Here is a 23,347-nt window from a genome sequence, read left to right as displayed (position 1 = left end):
GGACGTACCTGGTTTTGGTCTAACGTCTGGAAAAGAAATACCTTATAACTCTAAAAGCTACACACAATTTCTACATAAATTCTTTAAAAGATTGAAAATTGAAAAACCAATAATTATAGGAAATAGCTTAGGTGGCCATATAGCTTGGAACTACGCCTTAGAGAAACCGAACAATACAAAAAAGCTAGTATTACTCTCTCCTGCTGCTTACCCACTCGATCCTCCTCTTGTAGTAAGAATTTCTAATAATGGGTTCTTAAAGTGGCTTGCTAAAAACTTTTCAAGTAGATTAACATCTGACTATATAGCCAGAGGAGTTTTTTATAATAGAGACAAGATGGATGATTACGACTTAGAAAGGTTTTATGATCTATTCAACCTTGAAGGAAACTTTGATAAGTACATGAGAGTTTTTGAAAATATTATGAAATTAAAAGATCATACGCCAGATCTGACTAAGCTTAAGACACCGACACTATTGATCTGGGGAGAAGAGGACTCTTGGATTCCTTTTAAACAAAGTAAGCTTTGGAAAAGAGATGTTAGTAATCTAACATTTATCCCTCTAGATAAAGTCGGACACACTCCGCAATTAGAAGTACCACAGAGTACAATCAAGTCAATACTTAACTATATAAAATGACTTAATTCAATTTCTAAATAATTAATTCTTTATTAATGAGCTTTAACAGGAATGTTTCGCGCTCAATAGACATGCCTTTCTTATCACTTTTAGCAATGGTCTCTTCATTATGAGCAATGGCCTCATTAATATCAATCCAGACTGGTTTCATTCCATTACTTAGTTCATAATGCTCAAGGGTCGTCTCCCCTAGCTCCTTATCTACAGTACAAGTAAAACAATAAGAGATCATATGTTGGATATCAAAATCAGGTTTATACCATGGTCTATACTCTTCATAAATTCCAAAAGCTTCTACATTTGAGATATTCTTAGCACCTGTTTCTTCTTTGAGTTCTCGTATAAGTCCATCAACAATATCTTCACCTTTATCTATTCCACCACCAGGTAAACTATAATCATGATACCTTTCAGTATATAACATGAGAATCTGCTCATCTCTAAGAGCAATGGCCCTCGTTGCTTTTCTTTGAAATATGGACTTATTGTCTAAAGAATCAATTTCAAAGTGAGTAGAAGTATGAATATGTCTCATATTGTCCTTTAGTCTAGAGCTCACTAGCTTTTTGAAGTTTTGCAAATACTCCATCACTTTGAAGTAACTGATTAGGTGTTCCACTTTCGACTAGACGACCTTTTTCAAAAACAAGAAGTCTGTCACAGCTCATAACAGTATCTAGTCTATGAGCAATAATTAAACACGTCTTATCTTCCATTATATTTACAATTGCATTATGAATGAGCTTTTCATAGTTAGGATCGATATTGGCCGTGGCCTCATCAAGAACTAAGATTTTCGGATCTGCAAGAAGTACTCGAGTTAAACTTAGTAGTTGTTTCTCTCCAATACTTAGGTTCTCTCCACCATCAAGAATGACTGAATCAAGAGTCATAGCAGACTCCTTCATAACTTTTGCTAGACCGGTTTTTTCACAGCATGAGAGTATAGTTTCATCTGTAGCAGGCTTTCCTGCACATAAGTTCTCCCTTAAGTCTGCACTAAATATAATCGGGTCCTGAGAAACAAATCCAATAGAGCTTCTTAAAAATTTACGATTAAAATCTCTTATTGATTTCCCATCAATCTCAATACTTCCCTTTTGGAAGTCATATAGTCTAGCGAGTAGACTAACAGTTGTCGTCTTCCCACAACCTGTTGATCCAACAAGACCAATTTTTTCACCACTACTAATTTTAAAGTTTAAATCTTTAAGAACCCAATTGTCTGAGTCATAGGCCATCCATGTATTCTTAAACTCAATCTGGCCCTTAAAGTTATGATCAAATATTTCACCATCTTTTCCAAGAACGGCTTCTTCTTCTTCATGAGAAAAGAAGCTATGCACTCTTTCACTACTGGTGAAGGCCTGTTGTATTACATGAATCTCTCTCGCTAACATTAGGATTGGAGAAAAGAATTTTTCGCAGTACCTAATAAATGCCACAAAAATACCGACACTCATTGTTCCTGCTAGAACTGCTTTACCACCAAAGAATACAAGACCGACTAGAGGTAGCGTACAAAAGAATGCCGTTAAAGGTCTGGTCCATGAGTAAAGAAAGTTTGCACTCAACTGGGCACTACGATGATCATTTACCGCTTCATCAAAATTTTGATGGGACCAACTCTCTAAACCGTAAGAGCGTATGACATCAATTCCACTGAGGTATTCATTCAACTTTGAGTTTAAAGCACTTGATAATTTAGACATCCTTCTATTAACTACTCTAACTTTATTCTTAGTTAAGTAAACAAGCAGAACTGCAGGCAACATAGAGCATATTAGAATTATACCAATTCTAAAATTTGTTAGACACATCGCTGTTCCAGAAATGATTGCCATAAAGCCGGCATTTACAAAACGACCTATAGTAGATGTGAAAAACTCTTCAACGCCTTCGACATCATGAGTAATCCTAGTGATGACTCTTCCCTGTGGTTGCTTATCATAGAAACTCAAAGGAAGTTTTTGAATATGAGCAAATAACTTCTTTCTAATATCTAAAATTGTTTCAGATGAGTTTAAGATTAATATTCTTCTACCACACCACTGGAGGGCAAGAGCACCAACTTCACAGAGAACAATTAAAATGGCCCAAAAGTATGACTCATCAAATGCTTTCTTCAATAAACCATCTTCAACTAAATGTCCCATCGCGCGGGAAGAATAGATAGCAGACAAAGAACTTATAAGCATTAGGATCAAAGCAAAAATAAATTTACCTTTTCTCGCCTGCCCTTGTTTTATAAGAAATTTAAATGACTTAAGGTCATTGAGCGCATTCTTTTTTAGGTTTGACTCATCTTGCTCATCACGAGCAATAAATTGATTACTCATTGATCACCTCCATACTATGTGAGAGGTTTAAAACTTTATTACAATATTTCAAAGTAGAACTTCTGTGCGCAACCCAGATAAGAGTTGTATCACTTAACTCTCTATCCAGGTTATTTAGGATAAGATCTTCAGTTACAGTATCTACAGCACTTAGACAATCATCTAAAAATAAAAGCTTTGGTCTTCGAGATAGAGCTCTTGCCAGAGTCAATCTTTGTCTCTGGCCACCAGAGAGATTAATCCCCCACTCTCCTAACTGAGTATTTAGCTTTTCAGGAAAGGCCTGAACATCCTTGTCCAATCCTGCTAACTCAAGGTAGTACCAAATATCATCTTCCGAGAGATCCCTATCCATTTCTATATTCTTCTTAATTGTATCAGCAAACAGGAAAGGCTTTTGCTGCACAAAACTTATAAACTCTCTAAGTTGTTGGTGACTATAGTTGTTATAATCTTTCCCATGAAAAAAGAGTCTTCCTTCGTAGTTTCTTTCTAGACCACTCAAAATACTTAGCAGGGTAGACTTACCTGTTCCAATATCACCTGTAATACCAAGTCTCTCTCCAGGGAGAAGACGGAGATTGAAGTTATTTATTAAAGGAGCTTCTTTATCTGAGTCATGAAATTTGAATGACAGATTTTTTGCTTGTAGTACATATTCACTATCATTTATTTTCTCACCTTTATTATATAGAAATTCTTCTTTCTTATTTTTAAATATTTTATTTAGTCTATCTAAACTAGTTGTCCCTCGTTTCCAGTCAGAAATAATAAACCCCATCTCCATAAGTGGATCTTGTAATAAGAATATTAGTCCTTGCATGGAAACAAAGTCACCAATTGTCATTTGCTCACCAATAACGAGAGTAATTCCCACAGAAAAGAGAACAATATAACTTATAATAGAAGCTCCCCCCATCATTGGAATATAATTCAATGAAGTAAATAACGCCTTTAACCTTTGGTCTTTATAGTTTGAAGCACTCTCGATGAGTTTCTTTTCCCAGAAGCCACCAGTTTGAGTGAGTCTTTGCAAACGAATAGTACTAATGACCTGAGTTGATAGATCGTTAAAGTCACCGAGAGATTTTTGAGAGTCTTTATGTCTTTGAACTTCTTTAGAAGAGAGTTTTCTTACAAAAACGGGTAAAATAGAGAGAGTTAAGACAGAGATTAATGTCATCTTTACATTAATTGTAAGCATCGTAGCAAGAGTCAAAACTCCAAGAAAAATGACATCAACCAGCCCAACGAGGGTAAAGCCAAAGATAAACCTTGAAGAGTTAACATCACTATTTGAAGCATTCATCAGATTACCTTTAGAGAAATCTGTGACAAGGTCTTTCTTTTTGAAGAATCTGGCATTTTCCCAAATTCTCTTTCTTAGCATAGCACTGGCCATGTGTGTTTGACGGGCAAGAGTGACTCTCCAGCCCATACGTCCAATTGTAATAAGAACACGACAAAGAAACATGCAAATAAATAAGAAGTAAAAAGTGTCCATTTTTGACGCTTTTTCAAAGTATAGTGGATAACTATCACCACTGAAGAAGTCAATAATCCAACCTATAATTCGGGTGGTAAGAACCTGACAAATATTAGTAAGTAGGACCATGAATGTTCCTACAAAGTACATTGCTTTATTATTTAATAGATATGATTTCCATATATCAATTGATGATGATTGAGTTGAGCTTTTCATAGGGGAAATTCTATCTGGACTTCCCCTATAAGAAAAGTATGTTAATGAATTTCTTTAGACAACCACTTCGCAAGCTCATCAAGTTCATCGCTAATCATAGGAAGCTCTAGCTTAACTGATTCAATTGCCTCTTTAACTCCTATAGGGGAATATTGTTTACCAACAAGTCCTTTGGATAGATAATCAATCATTTCCGGATGAAGAGAATCTGAATAGATTGTGCATTTTTCAATTAACCCTTTATGAGAATCTATATGGGCCTCAATACCACCCCAAGTGAATCTCTCTTCCATAAAGTGGTTAAACTTTGGGGTTTCACCAAATCTCCAATTCCAATCTTTAAGTTTTTCATAGTAGTCATTAAGATGAGCTACAGACTTAAGAAATTCTTGATCTAATAATTCTACTTCACAATCTGTACCGTAGTGGCTTTTAAACTCTTCAATTATAGCTGAACATAAACTTTCGTGAGTTATTTCAGGGTTACACTCTTTAAGGTTTGTTACTCTTGCTCTAACTGATTTTATCCCCTTACTCTCGAGTTTCTTTTTTGAAGGGTTTAAATAATTTCCTAATTTAGATAAATCTGCATCAATTAAAAGTGTTCCATGATGAAAAGATCTATCCTTAGTTTCTTTGAATGCTGAGCCAGATATTTTCTTATCTCCGTCATCACTTTTGATCAAAATATCATTTCTTCCAGAAGCAAAGGCCTCAACCCCAAAGCGAGATAGAGCATTAGATATAATTTTATTATTTACACTCTTGTCGTAATTTTCTTTTGAATTTAAAAAAGTGAAATTTGTATTACCTAGATCATGAAAAACAGCGCCTCCACCACTTTGTCTTCTGGCGAGCTTTATTCCATCTTCTTCCATTTTCTCAGTATTGCACTCTGTCCAAGGATTTTGAAATCTTCCAATGACTACAGTGTTTTGATTTCTCCACAAAAAGAGGACGTGAGTCTCAGGGTCCATATCTCGAAAAATCCAGTCTTCAGTCGCAAGATTAAACCATGGGTCAAAAGTGTCTGATAATAAAATTCTTATTTTAGTCATAGGAAACTCCACTTAGTAAGAATTCATTTTACCAAGTAGAGGTTATATATGGCAACTATACAGGGATAAATATGTCCGTACACTCTCTAGAAATAGTAACCAGAGAAACAGGCTTATTGGTCTATAGAGATTTTAACATTTATGAGCTTTGCTCTAATTCTCATAACAAGAGATGGAATAGCTTTATCATTTTTCTTTCTATCAGGTAATGTATAGAGTGTTCTTAAATAGAACTTCATGTTGTTAAAAATTGTAGATGTATTAACTTTTATATAAATCCCTTCAGACTTTATCTCAAGAGGAATAATCTTTGTTTCATCTAGATAGCTATCTAAATCATGTTTAATATCTTTATGTAATTGGTTTAGTGGAGGAAGTAGAGTTTCAGACACTAATGGAATTGTAATTCTTTCTGTTAAGAATCTCTTTAGGTCTCTAATCTCTGACTTAGAATCGACGTCATCAAATTTGATCTCGGCCTTATCCTTAATTTTTGCGTAAATAATTTCTTCAACCATACCTTCATCACTAACTTCATTTATTGGAATGAGGATTCCATTTCTCTTATCCTTTGAATAGATTTTCACAGAGTACTTTCCACCACTTTTTCCAAACTTTAATTTATCAATACCTGCAACAGTTTGATAAATTGTCTCATTTAATTTTTCACCGGATATTTTTTCAAAGGCGACTAAAAGATTAGATATATCTTCATTAGTAAGAACATAGTCACCGACTTCAGCTAAGTATCGAAGTATATACATTGTAAATGTAAGACCATCTCCAACGGGGAAATCTTCACTCATGGCCTCTTTCACCATGAAAATTTGTTTTGCAACTTTTTCATAATCCTCTAGACCAAGTCCATTAAGGATTTCATCACTACCAGATGAACTTTGTGGAACTCTCTTTAATTCTTTAGTCACTACTGACTTATTTGAACTAACATCCACAACTTTGACTTCCTCTCTTTCAATAGAGGGAGCTGAGTCTTTTGAGCAAGAAATACCGGTATATGAAAATATTAAAATTAAAGACAATTTTCCTAATTTACCTAGTGTCACATTTCCTCCAAAAAATTTAAATAGCACCCCTATATAAGCAAGAAATAGGCCAAGATAAACAATTAATATTACGTCAAAATATCTATTAATATTTTGACACTGACTACTACTTTGACACCAAAATTGATCAGGTTTAACAGTTTTGTCTAATTGACTTTAATCCGAGTATTCACTAAATTGTTTGATAGATATCAAACATAACAACAACAAAAGAAGTTAAATGAAAAAAGTCTCAATATTAGATCTAGTTTTTATCAACGAAGGCCAAACAGCTTCGGATGCTTTTAGAAATAGTGTCAAAGTTGCAAAAGCAGCTGAACAACTAGGCTATTCAAGAATCTGGGTTGCTGAACACCACAATATGCCAGCAATAGCGAGTGCGGCGACATCTGTAGTAATTGGACATTTGGCCGCAAATACAAAAACTATAAAAATTGGTGCTGGAGGCATTATGCTTCCGAATCACTCACCTTTAGTCATAGCAGAGCAATTTGGGACATTAGAGAGTCTCTATCCAGGAAGAATTGAATTAGGCTTAGGACGGGCCCCTGGAACAGATCAACGCACTATACGTGCTTTAAGAACAAGCGTTGATAGTTCTAAACACTTTCCTGATGATATAAGAGAATTACAAAGATACTTTTCAATCGAAAGTTCTAATGATCCAATTATTTCAAATCCTGGAGTAGGACTAAATGTACCACTGTGGATACTTGGCTCAAGTACATTTGGAGCGAAATTAGCTGCAGAGTATGGACTCCCCTATGCTTTTGCTTCTCACTTTGCTCCAGATTCTCTTACAGATGCCATAGAGATCTATAGAGCAAACTTCATTCCATCTAAGCAACAAAGATGCCCATATGTAACTCTAGGAGTTAATATAATTATTGCTGACACAGATGAAGAGGCACAATATTTATCTTCAAGCCAAAAGCAATCATTTACAAATATGGTACGGGGAATAAAAATGAAATTTCAGCCTCCAATCTTAGATATTAATTCTTATTGGAGAGAAAATGAGAGAATTGTAGCTGAGCATATGCTTACTTATTCATTTGTTGGCTCTAAAGAAACAGTTCAAAGTGAGCTAAGTAAATTTATGGCCGAGTATAATCCAGACGAGTTAATGGTGGTCACACCAGTCTATGACACAAATAAGAAAATACAAAGTCTAGAGGCCCTGATGGAGCTAGACCTCTAATCAATAGAAAACTCTTCTTGTAATTGTAAGTCATCTTCATTTATAGCGTCCGGATCATACTTAACATCTTCAGAGATACTAAGATCTGGATCATATTTGTAACGGTTCTCCCAGTCTCTACCATCAGTAAGTCTCTGAGCTCTGGCCTTTCGACTTACTCCTCTACCGTTACTTGATCTTGCCCTAGACTTAGACTTCGATTTAAAAGTAGATTCAAAGTTTAGAGGCTCTTTCTTTAAGAACTTTGCCTTTTCTGGAGATATAACTTTAGCAAGGGCCATCTTATCTAGAATATTATCAACTGTTCCAGATGCAAATTTTGTTAATTTCTTTTCTTTAAACGATTGTGAATATCTAACAGGAGAAGGTAATAGCATAGCAAGAAAGGCCCCTTCTTTAGCTGTTAAACTTTTTGGAGATTTATTAAAGTAATGTTTTGATGCCGATTTAATTCCATATATACCATCACCATATTGGATAACGTTGAGATAGACTTCTAGTATTTTGTCCTTTGAAACTTTCTTTTCTAAATAAAGTGTGGCCAATAACTCTTTGAGTTTTCTTTGAACTGTACGGTCGCTAGTAAAAAATAAATTCTTCGTTACTTGCTGAGAAATAGTACTAGCACCTCTAAGTCTCTCTCCTTTTAACCCATCAAGAGCAGCTTCTTTCACTTGAGAGATATCTACACCTTCATGTCCAAAGAAATCCCAGTCTTCACTGAGCATAATTGCAGACGTAGCATTTTTTGAGATACTATTTAACTTACTCCAGCCTTTTGGTCTTTTGGTAAGAATCTTATATTCAACACCTTTTACATCACTGTAACTAACACCAACATAACCTTTTGCAAGTTTATCAATATCGGAATAAGGAACACTCATTCCAACAAGACCAATACTTATAGTAATTAGAAATAGAATTAAGATAGTAATAATTTTAATTTTTTTCTTTTTGTTCTTCACAAGGTAATCCCTAGTTCGAAAATTTAATTTCGCTATTATTTGAAATATTATTAAGCAAAGAAGTAATACTTAATGATAGATTTTTATTTGCATCACAAATAAAGGGGCCAGAATAACCGTGAATATTATTTCTTACATTGGCAATAGAAGCTGTTTTTTGTGCGAGCATGCACGCATTGACTGATCCGCCAAAACTACTGTCTATAATTATGAAATTGAACTCTTCCATCACTACCCCAAAATAACTCTTATTCTAAACTAGTTTAGCAAAGAGGGGAAAAAGAGTCTAACAGACTGAATATTCATTAAATTTGTCTAGAATAAATGGCACTTAACTTAAGCGGTAGGCAAAAAAAATGGCCGCCTAAGCGACCATTATTTATTATTTTTCGTAATTAGCTCTTAGATCACATCTATATTTACCGTAGAGTGTTTGAAGCAAGCTATTGTGCTCTCTAGTCATTTGAATATCGAGCATACTCTCACCCAAGGTATAATTAAAATCATCTTTTAGGAGGTCTTTAGCATCCTCTATAGAGAGATCCTTGCCTTGCCATACTACAGTAACTTTCTTTCCACTACCTTCAAGTACCTCTTTCTTTTGAAGCTTAATGGCCGATATTATTCTTCTAGCAAAGATTGCACTTTGAGAGTTTTCAAAAATATCATCTCTATCATTACTTATATACGAGCCGGTTTCACCGAAAATATCTTTATTTGTAGAAAGAAAATCGTATCCCATTTCGGCCCATTTCTGTGCGTACTTCCATGTGGCCCTTAAGTTTTTAGCAGAAACACATGCCTTATCTATTTGATCAGAAGACAGTTTATTAATCTCTTTAATATGGTAGTGACCATTGTTCTTACTTAGATTATTCTTTGCAAAGACTTTAAAGTCTTTAATAAATAACTTATTAACTTTATCACTCTTTTTTCTCATGTGATCAATGAAGTTTTTCCCATAATCACCATATATATAATTAGTAACTTTATCGTGAGCTTCAAGAATTCGTAAGTCTGCTCCATCGGCACCATTCTCACTAGAAAACTCTTTCTTACCAGTAACTGACAATAACTTTGTCTTCAATAACGACAGTTCAGATAATAACTTATCTATTTCTAAGTTTGTTTTTACTCCATTACCAGAGTTGATAACATTAGAAACCTCAGAAAAAGTAACTTCATTCTCTCCATCTAGATCAATAATAACTTCGGCGAGTTCATCTGTTGCCTCTTCTTTTAAAACGGAGATTTCTTTTATGACTCTTTCAAAGTGATATTTAAGATTTTTGGTATAATTATTAAAACTACTATCACTACTATTTTCAAGAGCAATAACTTTGTCAATATTGGAAACTTCATCAATTGAAAGTAACAACTCTCTTAGTGATCTATTCTGTCTAGAAACTCTTGTCCCATCTGTAGGGTTTATAAATTTATTCACGTAACTATTTATAAGATCGTAATTCATTGTAAGTTTATCAAGAATCATATCTCTTTGTGCAGGAACGGGAATAGCTGAAGAAGAGCTCAGAGGATTTAAAACTTCTATAATTGGCTTGAAGAACTTAACTCTCTCTTTCCCAATGACTTCAACATGAGATTTTTTTATCGCTTCCAACTCATTAGAAATAAAGTCTGAATTAGTAGCAATAAAATTCTTATGATTATTTAAAACTTTAATTAAAGAATCTACAGTAGCTAGATCTTTGTAATGATCATCAGTTGAAATATCTAATATTCCCGCTTCTTGCATTTTTATTCTTACATCATAAAATGAACAGTTTAATTTAATAAACGTAAGCCTATCCTCATCTTTCTTAAAGTCAAAACGTCCTTCAAATAGATTATTAATAAACTTTAATATTGAGCTAACAACAAGTCCTCCATAGGCTACAGTGACACCATTTGGGGATGCTGAGTATAGACCAAACTGTGAGAAGCTCTGGATAACATTTGCTGAATTTTCTAAGAAACTCGTATCATCTAGGTTTGAACAGCTATTTTTATTAAAAAGAGTATTTAGTCCATTAACTAGTGAGGCCATCTGTTCACCGTTAATTCCAGTATTAGCAATACCATCGGACTCTGGCACTTCAACTGGGTCATGACCTTGTGATACCCTAGTTTGGTTTATATTGTTTTGAATTTCTTCAGCACCAGTAAGAACCTGGTCTAGAGTTCCCTGACTACCATCAAGACAGTCATCTTTGAAAATTGCTTCAATATTTTTGATACTATTTAATATGACATCACTACGTGAAGAGTTTAATGGACAAAAAACTGGTCTAGTTTTCAGAGTTAAGTTTCTCTCTTTTAACTCCTCTATTTTTTTAACTATAGCAGGATCAACACTTGTTTGCTTTATCTCACTTAGGCTTGTAGATAGTGTATTCGCTCCAAAAATATAAGAAGGCGATAGAGATAGTATTAGAAAAAAGGCTAAATTCCTACGTTTCACATTTTACTCCAGTTTTTTAATTCACTGGTATATAAGCAAAAAGTGTACCAATATATATTCTTGAATTCACTTAGCAGTGGTGTCCAAAATATTTACAGGTATTGAAAGTGTCTAAACTTTATTCAGTTACTTTAAGTTTTTTTGGTAGAGATGCCCAAGAGCAAGAGTTCCTTCCATACAACCTTCATAGAGAACTCTTAACTTTAGTGATTGATCTTTTAGACCATCTTCATCTCTATCGATTTTGTTAAGAAAACTCATAAGTGGTGTACAGGACTTCTTAAGAACATTATAAGAAATATACTCATTAAGAGGTAGACCTTGCGGATCTATTTCTTCAACAAAAAATGTATTTAATTCTATATGATTCTTTGAGGCCAAGACGGCCATTCTTTCTTTATATGTTAAATCTCTTGAACGCGCTGCCATAGAGATGAAAAATGCAAAAACTAGCACAAAAGCAATCTTCATTTATTACTCCATTAATAAACAATTATTAATTTTATACTGAGCACTAAGTTATGATAAATCAAGCAAATTATTCAAGTATTTTGAAATTTTCTCACATAGCTCTTGACGAGTAGAACAAACATCCGGTGAAAAATTCATGTCATAGTTTCCAGAAAGAAGAAAAGTGTTGATTCCTTCAAGTGAAATTCTATCACTCTCTTTGTCACCAACCATTAAACTGTTGAGTATTGTTCCTGAAACTTTTGCAAGTGCTTTTAGATGCATTCCTGGATTTGGTTTTCTTAAAAGAGAGTCAAACCTCCACTCTTCGTCTCCCTTATCTTTATGAAAGGGACAAATTTCAACGTGGTCTACTTTAGCGCCAAAAGATGAATAATAAGAAATAAGTTTTGAATGAAAGTTATCTACATCTTCAACAGAGTACATTCCTCTAGCAACGCCGGCCTGATTAGTTACAATGACAACTGGTATAGACAAGTCATTTGCAGTCTTAATAACCTTGATCATATCTTTATAGATTATTGAGTCATCATATTTGTAAACGTACCCAGAGTCTTCATTCAGAATTCCATCTCTATCAAGAAATAGAACAGGTCTAGAACATACGAGTTCAGATTCATACCTAACAAGAGGGCGTTGTAGAAATTGTTGTTCTAGATTGTGACTATACTTAATCCCACTATCAACATACCTATCTCTCTTATATGATTTCTCAAGATACTCTTCTAAGAATACAAAATTAATATTCTCATTAGAGATTAAGCTTGAAATATATGTCCAATCAACAAAGTGATCTCCATCTATAATTAAAGTATTCTCTATAACACTATCTACAAATGATACCTTAAAGAAGTCCTTAAGTTTATCTGTGTAGTAGTCCCTACTTTTAGCTGACTCTTTAATTAGTAAGTTGATTTCTTTCACACAAGTTCCTTAATTGAACAATTAACCTTGAAGGCCGCACTCGTAAACTTATTCATTGGTTTAATTCTGATTTGTAGTCTAATTTTTCCAACTCGTAATTCAAATGAACTAATACCTTCTTTAAGAGGAAGTATTTCGACTTCTTCACTAGAGATTAAATCGCTCGATTTTACAATATGTACTCCACTAGGTAGATACTTCTCGCCCTTTTTTTCTTTATGAAAACAGGTAGCTTGAATAATATCTGGATTTCCAATACCTATTAGAGGAAGTATACACTCAGAGAAGAGTTTAACATTATTATTTTTCAGCTCTGATAAACAATTATAAACATCAAGAACACAGTCATAGTATGTTTGAACAACAATTTTATTGTAATCTGTTTCAAGTTGACCCGGCAACTCACTAAAGCCAGCATCAGTCCATCTATGATCAAATCTGCCAAAGAACTCTATCGAAGCTTTATCATGTAACTCATTTGCCATCTGTAAAAATCGTCTTTCAACGCCATCATTAATTAGGTTTTGAAAGTATTGACTCTTATCAAACGCTCCAAAGTACTGAGATATAAAACTCTTTATCCCTGCACTTTTAGTGTTAACAAATGCATGTGATTTACAAAGTTTTAAAGATACTGGAAATATACCAGACTTCGATTCAACTATGATATCTGCTTCATCCCAGGCCTTATTGTGAGAACCACCAGCACTCTTACCTATGACAAGAATCTTATCTACATCTATAGGCAGAGAAGGAATTAGCTCTTTTGAAACCGATGTTGCTAAAATAGGTAAATGCTTAATAAGAGTTGGTTCATTTACACGTAGCCAATGATCATACTCAGTGAGTTGTCTTCTAATATCACCACCAAAAGATCTTACAAAGTCACCTTCAATCTTAAAATGTCTTGAAAGGTTTTGAGCAACGAGGTACTCAAATAGATTACCCTTAAATTCATTTATAAGGGCCTCTTTTTGGGCAACAGTGTCAATTGGTTGGTATTCACGCATATTTTACAACTTATTTTAAAAAGGAGTTTTCAATCTCATTATAGTCTAATAGACTTAATATCGAAAATATCAAATTCCAATGAACTTGGAAAGGAAACGAAATGGAGAATTTCCCCTCTGTTTTAGAGTCAATTGACGACTTGAGTAAGCGACAAATAGATGGTGTCCTAGGCTTGGCCCATCGAATAAAAAATCGCTCAGACACTCCTTTCCACTTTTCAAACAAAACACCAATCATCGCCACATCATTCTTAGAAAACTCAACAAGAACAAAGCATTCATTTGAAATTGCAATCTCAAAGCTCGGATGTACATATATAGATTTTAATTCAGAGAAGTCATCACTTAAAAAGGGAGAATCCCTTGAACAGACCTTACTTACTTTAAATGATCAAGGCGTAGACCTTTGTATTATTAGAACGTCTGTATCTAATCAATTAGCAGAGTTCAAAGAGAAACCACCTATAAAGATAATAAATGGTGGAGATGGTGTAAATGAGCACCCTACTCAGGCGCTTCTGGATGTTTTTACACTTATAGAATGTGGAATTAAGCTCGATGGGAAAACTTTCTGCATTGCTGGTGATAATATACACTCCAGAGTAGGACATTCACTAATTAAACTACTTCCTCAATTTGGAGTTAAGGTCTTACTTTTTGGACCCAATGCTTTTCAACCAAAAAAGCTTCCTGCTGGTGTAGAAGTTACTTATAATCGTGACGAAGTTCTAAAAAAAGCAGATATACTCTATTTACTTAGAGTTCAAACAGAAAGACACGACGATAAAGAAGACAATAAAGTTTTAGACTATGCTAAAGACTATGGCTTCACTCTAGAGATGATTGAGTCTCTAAAAAATAAGATACCAGTACTACACCCAGGTCCTGCCAATATAGGCGTCGAGATCTGTCATGAATTAATAAATTCTAAATATTACTTAGGCCACGTACAAGTAAGGAATTCAATCTACCTTAGAATGGCACTCATACAAGCTATGTTACAAAATGGAGCAAAGAACATTGGGTTCAATGAAAATAATATTTTCAAATTCTAATTTCTCGTCCTCTAGATTTCTTATAAAATTCTTATACAGCATTGTTTTCTATAAATTAAGGGAGAAGCATACTCATGTCTAATATTTTTGATTTTCAAACATCTTTAGAACAGTCCACAGTTTATATTCATTTTGATGATGGAGAGGTCTTCAAAGCAAAGGTTAATCGTACTGAAGACGATGATGAACTTAAATCAGGAATTTGGGGTGAGGCTGCTTTTACGACTGGTATGAGTGGCTATCAAGAGACAATAACGGATCCTTCATTTCTCGGGCAGCATATTATCTTTTCGAACTCACATATTGGAAACTATGAATATGACGAACGAGTGAGCCAGTCTGAAGAAATACATGCAACGACATTAATTGCTAGAAACTTCTCACCTAACAAAATGTTAGAACATACAAAAATACCTTTAATAAGTAGTCTTGATACAAGAAAACTAGTTAAATATCTAGTCAATAAAAAAGGAAGTCACAAGTCAGTCGTCACGACTAGAGAGAAAGCACCGTCAAAAGATGAATTCAAAAATGCGAAACTCATTTGCGAAGATCTTTCAAAGGTTTCAATAGACAAAAAAGTCGTATTGAAAGAAGGAAGTAACCCGATTGTCATTATGAATTATGGCATAAAAGATTCTATCACTAAAAATCTTGAGACATTAGATAAACCTATGGTGATGCTGCCATACAACTCTACAGCAGGAGATATTTTACAATTAGAGCCTTCACTTATTTTCTTATCGAATGGTCCTGGTGATCCAAGAAACTACACAAGTGAAATTGAAGTTATAAAAGAGATCTTAAAAACAGATATTCCAGTTAGAGGAATTTGCCTAGGTCATCAATTGATTTCTCTCGCTCTAGGAAGTGACATCATAAAACTACCATTTGGACAAAGAGGGGTGAATCACCCATGCTTTGATAAAGTGTCAGGAGAAATTCTAATAACAAGTCAAAACCACGGATACTCAGTTGATCAAGAGAGTTTTGATAGAATTTCACAGAACAATATATCTAAAAGAGAATTTTTCATTCAACACATCTCACTATTTGATTTATCAGTAGAAGGTATTTCATCAACAGATAACTCCGTTAAAAGTGTTCAATTTCACCCAGAATCAAACCCTGGGCCTAGTGATGCAAGTGTCTTCTTTAGAGAGATAGAAGATTTTTTAAATAATAAGAAAAATGATGCCATAGATATTAATTCTCTACACCCTATGATTGATGTTCACAATATTGAGAAAAAAGATATTCCCTATAAAAAAGTATTACTTATAGGTTCAGGTCCTATAAAAATTGGTCAAGCAAGTGAGTTTGATTATTCGGGAACACAGGCCTGTAAAGCACTTAAAGAAGAAGGGATAGATGTAGTTCTATTAAATTCAAATCCAGCAACAATAATGACAGATCCAGATATGGCCTACAGAACTTATATAGAGCCAATCACTAAAGACACAATAAAGAAAATAATTCAAAAAGAAAAAGTAGATGCAGTCTTATCCACCATGGGCGGTCAAACAGCACTTAATATCTGTATTGAGTTGGAAGAAGAAAGCTATCTTGGGAATAATGGTGTAGCTCTTCTAGGTGCAAATGTAGACACTATAAACAAAACAGAAGACAGGGCCCTTTTTGCAATTGAACTAGATAAACTAGGTTATCAAACAGGAAAGAGGTTCAGGGCACACTCAGCAGAGGAGGCCATAGACCTTGCAAGTAATAGTGTTGAATATCCGTTAATTATTAGAAGAGACTTTGCTCTTGGAGGTAAAGGAGCAGCATTAATTCACAATCCAGACGATTTAAATGAAGTCTTTACCAGTGACTTAAAGTTTCCAATCACTATGGAGAAGTCTCTCCTAGGATGGAAAGAAATTGAACTAGAGGTAATGGTAGATAAAGATAAGAATGGTGTAATAATCTGTTCAATTGAAAACGTGGACCCATGTGGGATACACACTGGGGATTCAATTACAGTAGCTCCGGCCCAAACGATAAGTGACCGCTGTTATCAACAACTAAGAACAATGTCTCTTACAATAGCAAAACACATGGGAGTTGTTGCAGGCGGGGCAAATGTTCAATTTGCTATAAACCCTGAAAATGAAGATGATATTGTTGTTATTGAAATGAATCCAAGAGTATCAAGATCTTCAGCACTTGCATCAAAAGCAACAGGCTACCCTATCGCTAAGATTTCGGCACTTCTAGCAATTGGATACACCTTAAGAGAGATCTTAAATGATATCACAAAGGCTTCCCCAGTGGCATTTGAGCCAAGTTTAGATTATGTAGCAGTAAAAATACCTATATTTCCATTTTCTAAATTTCCATCATCTTCACAAGAGCTCGGACCGCAGATGCGTTCAGTTGGTGAAGTGCTGGCGCTTGGTTCATCTTTCAATGAAGCATTCTTAAAAGCTCTTAGGTCACTAGAACTAGGGCTAGAGATTCCAACTCTATCTCAGTTAAAGACATCTCCTGTAACCATTTCAAGAGAGTATATAGAAAATAGACTTGGAAGTCCTCTTGAACTATCACTGTTAAGTGCCCTTGAAGGATTACGCCAAGAGATGACAATTGAAGAAGTTCAAGAAAAATCTAAAATAACAAAATGGTTTATTGATCAAGCTTCTCTAATCTATGTGGCCGAACAAAAGTTAAAGCTCGATAAAACTCTACTAGAAGATAGAGAGAGTCTACTTTCATATAAAAGACTTGGATTCTCAGATAAATACCTTGCCCTCCTTACAGATCAAGGTCAAAAAGATATCTTGCAGAAGAGGTTCCATGAAAATATATTCCCAGTCTACAAGGCAGTGGACACATGTTCTGGTGAGTTTAATGCTCAAACACCCTATTTTTATTCAACTTACTGGGAAGAGAATGAAGCTAAATCTTTAAGTGAGAATTCAAAATCAGTTGTCATCTTAGGCTCTGGACCAAATAGAATTGGTCAAGGAATTGAGTTTGATTACTCTTGTGTTAAATCTTGCCAACAACTTAAAGATGAAGGCATACAATCAATAATGATCAATTCAAATCCAGAGACAGTGAGTACAGACTATGACAGTTCAGACAGACTGTACCTCAGCCCACTCTATTCAGAAGACTTATTTGATATTCTATTAAATGAAGATCCATTTGGAGTGATTACCTCTTTTTCAGGACAAACAGGCATTAATATACGTTCTTATATTGAAGATAGTTTTAGAAATGAATTCAAGAATTTTAACTTCCTCGGATCAGACCTAAATACACTTAATCTAACAGAGGATAGAAAACTCTTTAGCCAAATAACTAAGAAGGTCGATCTTTCACATACAAAAGCAAAAGAGGTTCAAGGCTATAAGAATTTAATTAATGCACTTACAGAAATAGGTCTACCAGTGATTATAAGACCTAGTTATGTAATAGGTGGTGAGAGTATGTATATTTTCCACTCGCACGAAGATGTAGAAAATCTCCCTAAACCACTACTTGATCAACTTAAACAAAGCTCTACAATTTTCCAAGTTGAGACATACCTTGAAGAAGCGATTGAGTACGATGTTGACCTAATAAGAGACCATAAGGGAAATTGTGTCTTTACGGTATGTGAGCATATTGAGTATGCAGGAGTACACTCTGGAGACTCAGGAATGATCTCTCCACCAGTGAAACTGACAACAGAACTAACAAATCAAATGAGAACAATTTCAGAAAACTTAGCAAAAGAATTGAATATTATAGGTCCAATCAACTTCCAGTATGCAGTAAAAGATGAACTTATATACTGTATTGAGGCAAATCCTAGAGGGTCTAGAACTCTTCCTTTTTTAAGTAAAGCCGTTAACTTCTCTCTCCCTCAAATAGCAACAAGAGCAATGCTAGGTTTAGAAATCAGTCCTTGGAGCGACCAAAGTAACGATCACTACTGTGTTAAACAGTCCACTTTTCCTTTTGATAGATTTGTTCAAGACAATATTATTCTTGGTCCAAAGATGAGATCGACCGGTGAAACACTAGGAATAGACTCCAATAAGAATCACGCAATTCTAAAATCTTACCTTGGTAACTACCCTAATATCAATAGACCGGGAAAAATCCTGATGTCACTTGCAGATCATAGCAAGGCCGCAGTGCTACCATTTTTAAAGCAATTACAAGATAAGGGATACTCTTTCTGTGCTACGGCCGGAACATGTAGATTTATAAAAAATCAGGGAATACCTTGCGAACAAGTAGCAAAAATACAAGAAGAGAATAGTACTTCCCTAATAGATGTCCTAAGAGAAGATGAAATAGTAATGGTATTTAACACACCAACAGATAAGGGTTCGTCAAAATCCGACGGAGAGCATATAAGAAACTCTGCCATTACTTACGCGATCCCATGTTTTACAAGAGTAGAAAATATTGTTGCAGTAATCGAATCAATTACTGAAAGTGACCTAACAGAACTAGCTCCAATAAGCCTTCAGGAGATGCATCAATGAGTGGAATGGATAAAGTCTATGTAGCATTAGACAATATGACTAAAGAAGATATTTTTAACTTCTTAGATAAAACTAATAATGAACTCAAGTGCATAAAGATTGGACTTGAGCTATTTAATCGCTACGGTAGAGAATTAATACTTGAGATTTACGATAAGTATAAATTGAATATTTTTTTAGATTTAAAACTTCACGATATTCCAAACACTGTAAGTAAATCGATAAGGTCTCTTGAGAATCTGCCAATATCCTTTCTAACAATACACATAAGCGGAGGACAAAGTATGCTCGAAGCAAGTGTCTCTGCAAGAGATCAGTACCTCCCAAAGTGTAAGCTACTAGGAGTAAGTGTTTTAACTTCTTTAGATGAAAATGACATGGAAAATATCTGGGGAATTACTGATTCAAAATTCCTTTTTTCAAATCTTTTTCTTCTAGCAAATAAAAGTAAAATTGATGGCGTGGTATGCTCTGCAAATGAACTAGATATACTAAATGAACTAGACCTCAATCTCATATCAATGTGCCCAGGTATTAGGTTTGAAGATGAAATAAAGTCTGCTAATTTAGGTGATCAAAAAAGAGTACTTTCCCCAACTGAAGCCTTTATGGCCAAGGCAACGTATCTAGTTATCGGAAGATCGATCACTGAATCTACATCCCTTACTGAAAGAATATCTCAGTTAAAAAATATGTAAATACAGACACTTAGTTGAAATGACTAATCTTTTTACTCAAGTTAACCGATATCTATTTAGATATAGATAAGGATTAAATTGTGAGAAGATTAATATTTATACTTTTAGTTTTGAGTAGTTCATCAGTATACGCCGATCTGATAAATGAAGAGCTTATTGCGAAGAAAGGAATTAGCTGTTTAAAGGATCAGTATTCTATATTTGATACGAAGAATCTAAAAAATATAAGTGATACAGTAAACTGTGTAGAAGAAGTCAAAATTACAGATAATAATGAAATACAAAACCTAGACTGTCCTGAACAACCTATTTTCAATTCATTTCTTAACTCTCAAAGTAAATACCAAAGAAAAAGTACGTGCTTGAGAAAAGATAGAAATCAATCACCTGACATCTACGAAAACATAAACTGTGCTTGCGTAACCGAGTCATTAAAGAATGACTATGGAGAGGACTTTAGTAAGAAGAATAGTCAATTTAAAAAAGAGTTAAAAGAAAAGATTCAAAAAAATATTGGTGAAAGATTTAAGAAAAAGATTGAAACAATTAAAAATAATGAAATTTTACTTACTGAAAGTGGTGGAACTGTTAGGAGTTGTTTTGATAGAAGTTTTTTCAAAGAAAAGTTTTTACGTCTTGCAAATTTGAAGGGATGTTCAAGTAATACAGAAAAAGCAATAGAGAGGATCGAGAATATATTTGGTGATGCACTAGGAATAGATGTTAATAAAGATAGTATCGATGAAACATTAGACAACTTACTTAATGGAATAAAACAAGAGGCTTCCCTTGGAAATGCAATATCTACAGGTAAAAACTCTTGTTTTAGAGACTCAAAAGATATGGAAAGAAAATATATACGTATGAAGTATGATGATAAAGCAGTCAATCTAAAAGCTTCATTTGGATCATTCATCAAAGGGCGTGACTTAAACTCTCCTACAATAAGGCAAGAATTTAATCAATTCGTAAAAGATCAAGGTATGGATCTACACCCTTTAATTAAAACACTTACTAGAAATAATTTACCAGCATTCTTAAAAGAAATAGATAATGACAGATCCGGAAAAGAATTAACTTTAAATAAACTTCTAACGGGTACTAATCAAAGAAGATGGATGAACTATCTTGCAATGTCTTCTAGAATCGACTGTGTATCTACAGCAGATGAAATAGTACAGACAATCTGTACTGATGCTGAGATTGCGTATGATGACCCAATAGTCATTGAAACATTTTTAGAAGAAGATGATACAGATTTTAAAAATAAAAATACCCTAGACCTTAAAAACTTATACTGCGAAAAGAAAGATCTACATTCCATTGATAAAAAAGGTCGCTTACTTGTATATAAGAATAAACTAGAATCAAATCTTAATCCTGAACACATAATGAACACTGAGTTTCAACATACTATTAAAGGTGTAATTAAAAGCTTTAACGACAGAGCTCCTCTCGAAGGTTTGAAGATATTAGAAGACAAGTTTTTAGCTAAAAATGATCATAACTTATATCAAAATAATAATGAGCAGATTGCAAGGCTTGAAGAAGCTAAAAGAATAATTAGCCTAAGCACTCTAAATTATTTCAGACAAAAGAAAAAACAAAATGAGAAGCCAAATAGAAAAGATATAAGAGAATTTAAAACCTTCTTTCAAGGTATGGATAATATAAAGAGTGTACTCCATGATAGACAAGATGAAGAGATACGAAAAGTCGCAAATGAAGTTTATGATATTCAAAGGCCAAATCAAAGTAAAAAAGAATTTGAAAAATCATTCGTAAAGAACTTCATAGACAGAAGGTATTCGAGAGAATTAACAAATAACCTAGATATATACCACCCTAATAAAAGCGAAAAGGACTCTGAACTAAAATGTCACTCTAACTTCGAGAGCACTTACTGCGCTATTCAGGATCAGTTTAAAGGTAAGGCCGATTCAAGCTGTATTGAGCATATTAGCTCAATGTCTACAATTGATGCAACAAACAAAGGAGCACCCAAAAACAGCTTTCAAAGTGCTTGCACCATTGGATCAGGTGAGAAAGATATATCTCTCAAGTCTATTATCCAATCAATAAATGAAAAAATTGAAACACTACCAAACATCTGTAAGGAAGTTGAAGAAAATGATTACAGAAGAGCATTTACTGAAGCAAATAACACTTCAAATATGGCCGGTATGTATTATGAAGCACAAACAGGAAAAACGGATGACCTATTTGAAGTAGCTTCATCAACGAGTAAATTCTTCGACGAAGATGAGATAATAGAGAAAGTAGTCCCTACACCTGAAGAAGCAAGTATTACAAATCAAAACATTAATACGTTTTCTAAAGTAGAACCAGTTGCCGAAGATAAAGACAGTAATAACTTCTTCTCTAAACTTAACTTCTTTAACAACTCTAGTCAGAAGAAAACATCAGAGCAATTAGAAGAAATGTCCAAAAAGGAGTTGGAAGAAGACATTAAGGGAAAGTCTACTGAAGACTTACAAGATTATATAGCAAAACTTGAGAGTATGATTAATGAGAAACAGAAGAAACTGAGTACAACTAAAGAAGAGTCTACTACGATTAACCCTGAGCTTGAAAAGTTACGAAAGGAACTTGAAGATCTTAAGAGTAAGACAGAAGTCGTAAAAGATGAGATTAGTAAAGTTGACGCTACTCCAAAAGTAGAAAATAAAACTAGTACTCCACAAAAGACAGTACAACCTACTCGCTCATTTCCAAATGTATCTCAAAAGCAATCTACGGATAGCGCTTTAAATAATGATAATGAAATTATAAATGAGCCTGATCAATTTACTAACAACAATACTAATCAACCTATGAATAACTCCATAAAGTCAGACGCTAGCCAAATCTCATTAAACCTAAATGAGCAATTTGAAGAGATCTTAAGTAAGCCAAGTGCCGATGGACAGATGGAAGTCATATTTAATGACCAAAAGTACATTATTGAAGTTAAGCAAGGCATTAACGGGGAAACAGTATGTGCATTTACAGATGAAAAATTAAATAATACTAAACCAGAAGAACTCGATGAAATCTGTAAACAATATATCGAATCTCTTTCAAAGGTCGAAGAGAATAAAAAAGAGGAAGTAAAAAAGGAAGTAAAAAAATTAGATCCAAAACCTAAAAAAGAGAGAAAGACTTTTAAGGTAGAGGATCTAAATAAGGTACTTAATAATTAAAGATCCCAATAACTCTCTTCAAGAGACTTCTCTTTTGTTGGAAGTCCTTGGTAGAGTCTTGGTGAGTTT

General features: G+C 34.1%; 16 protein-coding genes. 6 read left to right on the top strand and 10 right to left on the bottom strand.

Annotated elements, in window-relative coordinates; genetic code table 11:
• A partial coding sequence (locus ABX784_RS08020) for an alpha/beta fold hydrolase (protein WP_372654503.1) occupies positions 1-643 on the top strand: 643 nt, incomplete at its 5' end.
• A 13-nt stretch (positions 644-656) separates the two neighbouring features.
• Here the strand turns inward: ABX784_RS08020 and ABX784_RS08015 are convergent.
• The 5 genes from ABX784_RS08015 to ABX784_RS07995 all read right to left on the bottom strand — a co-directional run bounded on the left by ABX784_RS08015 (position 657) and on the right by ABX784_RS07995 (position 6,806).
• Positions 657-1,178, bottom strand: coding sequence for an NUDIX hydrolase (locus ABX784_RS08015; RefSeq protein ID WP_372654502.1), 522 nt, complete (start codon positions 1,176-1,178; stop codon positions 657-659).
• Between the two features lie 13 nt (positions 1,179-1,191).
• Positions 1,192-2,982, bottom strand: a complete 1,791-nt coding sequence (locus tag ABX784_RS08010) for an ABC transporter ATP-binding protein (RefSeq protein ID WP_372654501.1) — start codon at positions 2,980-2,982, stop codon at positions 1,192-1,194.
• Entirely contained in the window at positions 2,975-4,684 is a 1,710-nt protein-coding gene (locus ABX784_RS08005; protein ID WP_372654500.1) for an ABC transporter ATP-binding protein, read from the bottom strand. Before ABX784_RS08005 ends, ABX784_RS08010 begins: the two co-directional genes overlap by 8 nt.
• A gap of 41 nt (positions 4,685-4,725) precedes the next feature.
• Complete coding sequence (locus tag ABX784_RS08000; protein ID WP_372654499.1) at positions 4,726-5,742, bottom strand: lipoate--protein ligase; 1,017 nt, start codon at positions 5,740-5,742, stop codon at positions 4,726-4,728.
• A 113-nt stretch (positions 5,743-5,855) separates the two neighbouring features.
• Complete coding sequence (locus tag ABX784_RS07995; protein ID WP_372654498.1) at positions 5,856-6,806, bottom strand: hypothetical protein; 951 nt, start codon at positions 6,804-6,806, stop codon at positions 5,856-5,858.
• A gap of 220 nt (positions 6,807-7,026) precedes the next feature.
• On the opposite strand from ABX784_RS07995, the gene ABX784_RS07990 reads away from it, so the two are divergent.
• On the top strand, positions 7,027-8,007 hold the full coding sequence (locus ABX784_RS07990) for an LLM class flavin-dependent oxidoreductase (protein ID WP_372654497.1): 981 nt from the start codon (positions 7,027-7,029) through the stop codon (positions 8,005-8,007).
• On the opposite strand, the gene ABX784_RS07985 is transcribed toward ABX784_RS07990, so the two are convergent.
• The 5 genes from ABX784_RS07985 to ABX784_RS07965 form a co-directional block, all read right to left on the bottom strand.
• Positions 8,004-8,972: a biosynthetic peptidoglycan transglycosylase gene (locus ABX784_RS07985; RefSeq protein WP_372654496.1), complete on the bottom strand. Its 969-nt coding sequence runs from the start codon at positions 8,970-8,972 to the stop codon at positions 8,004-8,006. The genes ABX784_RS07990 and ABX784_RS07985 overlap by 4 nt on opposite strands.
• 382 nt (positions 8,973-9,354) lie before the next feature.
• A complete protein-coding gene (locus ABX784_RS07980) occupies positions 9,355-11,433 on the bottom strand; it encodes a hypothetical protein (protein ID WP_372654495.1) in 2,079 nt (692 codons plus the stop codon).
• Between the two features lie 126 nt (positions 11,434-11,559).
• Positions 11,560-11,904, bottom strand: a complete 345-nt coding sequence (locus tag ABX784_RS07975; RefSeq protein ID WP_372654494.1) for a hypothetical protein — start codon at positions 11,902-11,904, stop codon at positions 11,560-11,562.
• Between the two features lie 48 nt (positions 11,905-11,952).
• Positions 11,953-12,828 (bottom strand): HAD-IIIA family hydrolase, encoded by an 876-nt coding sequence (locus tag ABX784_RS07970; RefSeq protein ID WP_372654493.1) that lies wholly within the window; start codon positions 12,826-12,828, stop codon positions 11,953-11,955.
• Positions 12,825-13,838, bottom strand: a complete 1,014-nt coding sequence (locus ABX784_RS07965; protein WP_372654492.1) for a hypothetical protein — start codon at positions 13,836-13,838, stop codon at positions 12,825-12,827. The genes ABX784_RS07970 and ABX784_RS07965 overlap by 4 nt, the downstream gene beginning before the upstream one ends.
• Positions 13,839-13,939: 101 nt before the next feature.
• Here ABX784_RS07965 and ABX784_RS07960 point away from each other — a divergent pair, with 101 nt between their 5' ends.
• From ABX784_RS07960 to ABX784_RS07945, 4 genes are all read left to right on the top strand, one after another.
• Positions 13,940-14,893, top strand: coding sequence for an aspartate carbamoyltransferase catalytic subunit (locus ABX784_RS07960; protein WP_372654491.1), 954 nt, complete (start codon positions 13,940-13,942; stop codon positions 14,891-14,893).
• Positions 14,894-14,967: 74 nt separating this feature from the next.
• On the top strand, positions 14,968-19,377 hold the full coding sequence (carB, locus tag ABX784_RS07955; protein ID WP_372654490.1) for a carbamoyl-phosphate synthase large subunit: 4,410 nt from the start codon (positions 14,968-14,970) through the stop codon (positions 19,375-19,377).
• Positions 19,374-20,075: an orotidine-5'-phosphate decarboxylase gene (pyrF, locus tag ABX784_RS07950; protein WP_372654489.1), complete on the top strand. Its 702-nt coding sequence runs from the start codon at positions 19,374-19,376 to the stop codon at positions 20,073-20,075. The genes carB and pyrF overlap by 4 nt, the downstream gene beginning before the upstream one ends.
• An 80-nt stretch (positions 20,076-20,155) precedes the next feature.
• Positions 20,156-23,278 carry a hypothetical protein gene (locus tag ABX784_RS07945; protein ID WP_372654488.1) on the top strand — a complete coding sequence of 1,041 codons (3,123 nt, stop codon included), beginning with the start codon at positions 20,156-20,158 and terminating at the stop codon, positions 23,276-23,278.
• Positions 23,279-23,347: the final 69 nt, after the last annotated feature.

The sequence above is a fragment of the Halobacteriovorax sp. genome, assembly GCF_041587335.1.
In the GTDB taxonomy this organism is placed as follows: domain Bacteria; phylum Bdellovibrionota; class Bacteriovoracia; order Bacteriovoracales; family Bacteriovoracaceae; genus Halobacteriovorax.
Note: the sequence above shows the minus strand (reverse complement) of the source record. Positions and strands in the feature narration are given on the sequence as shown.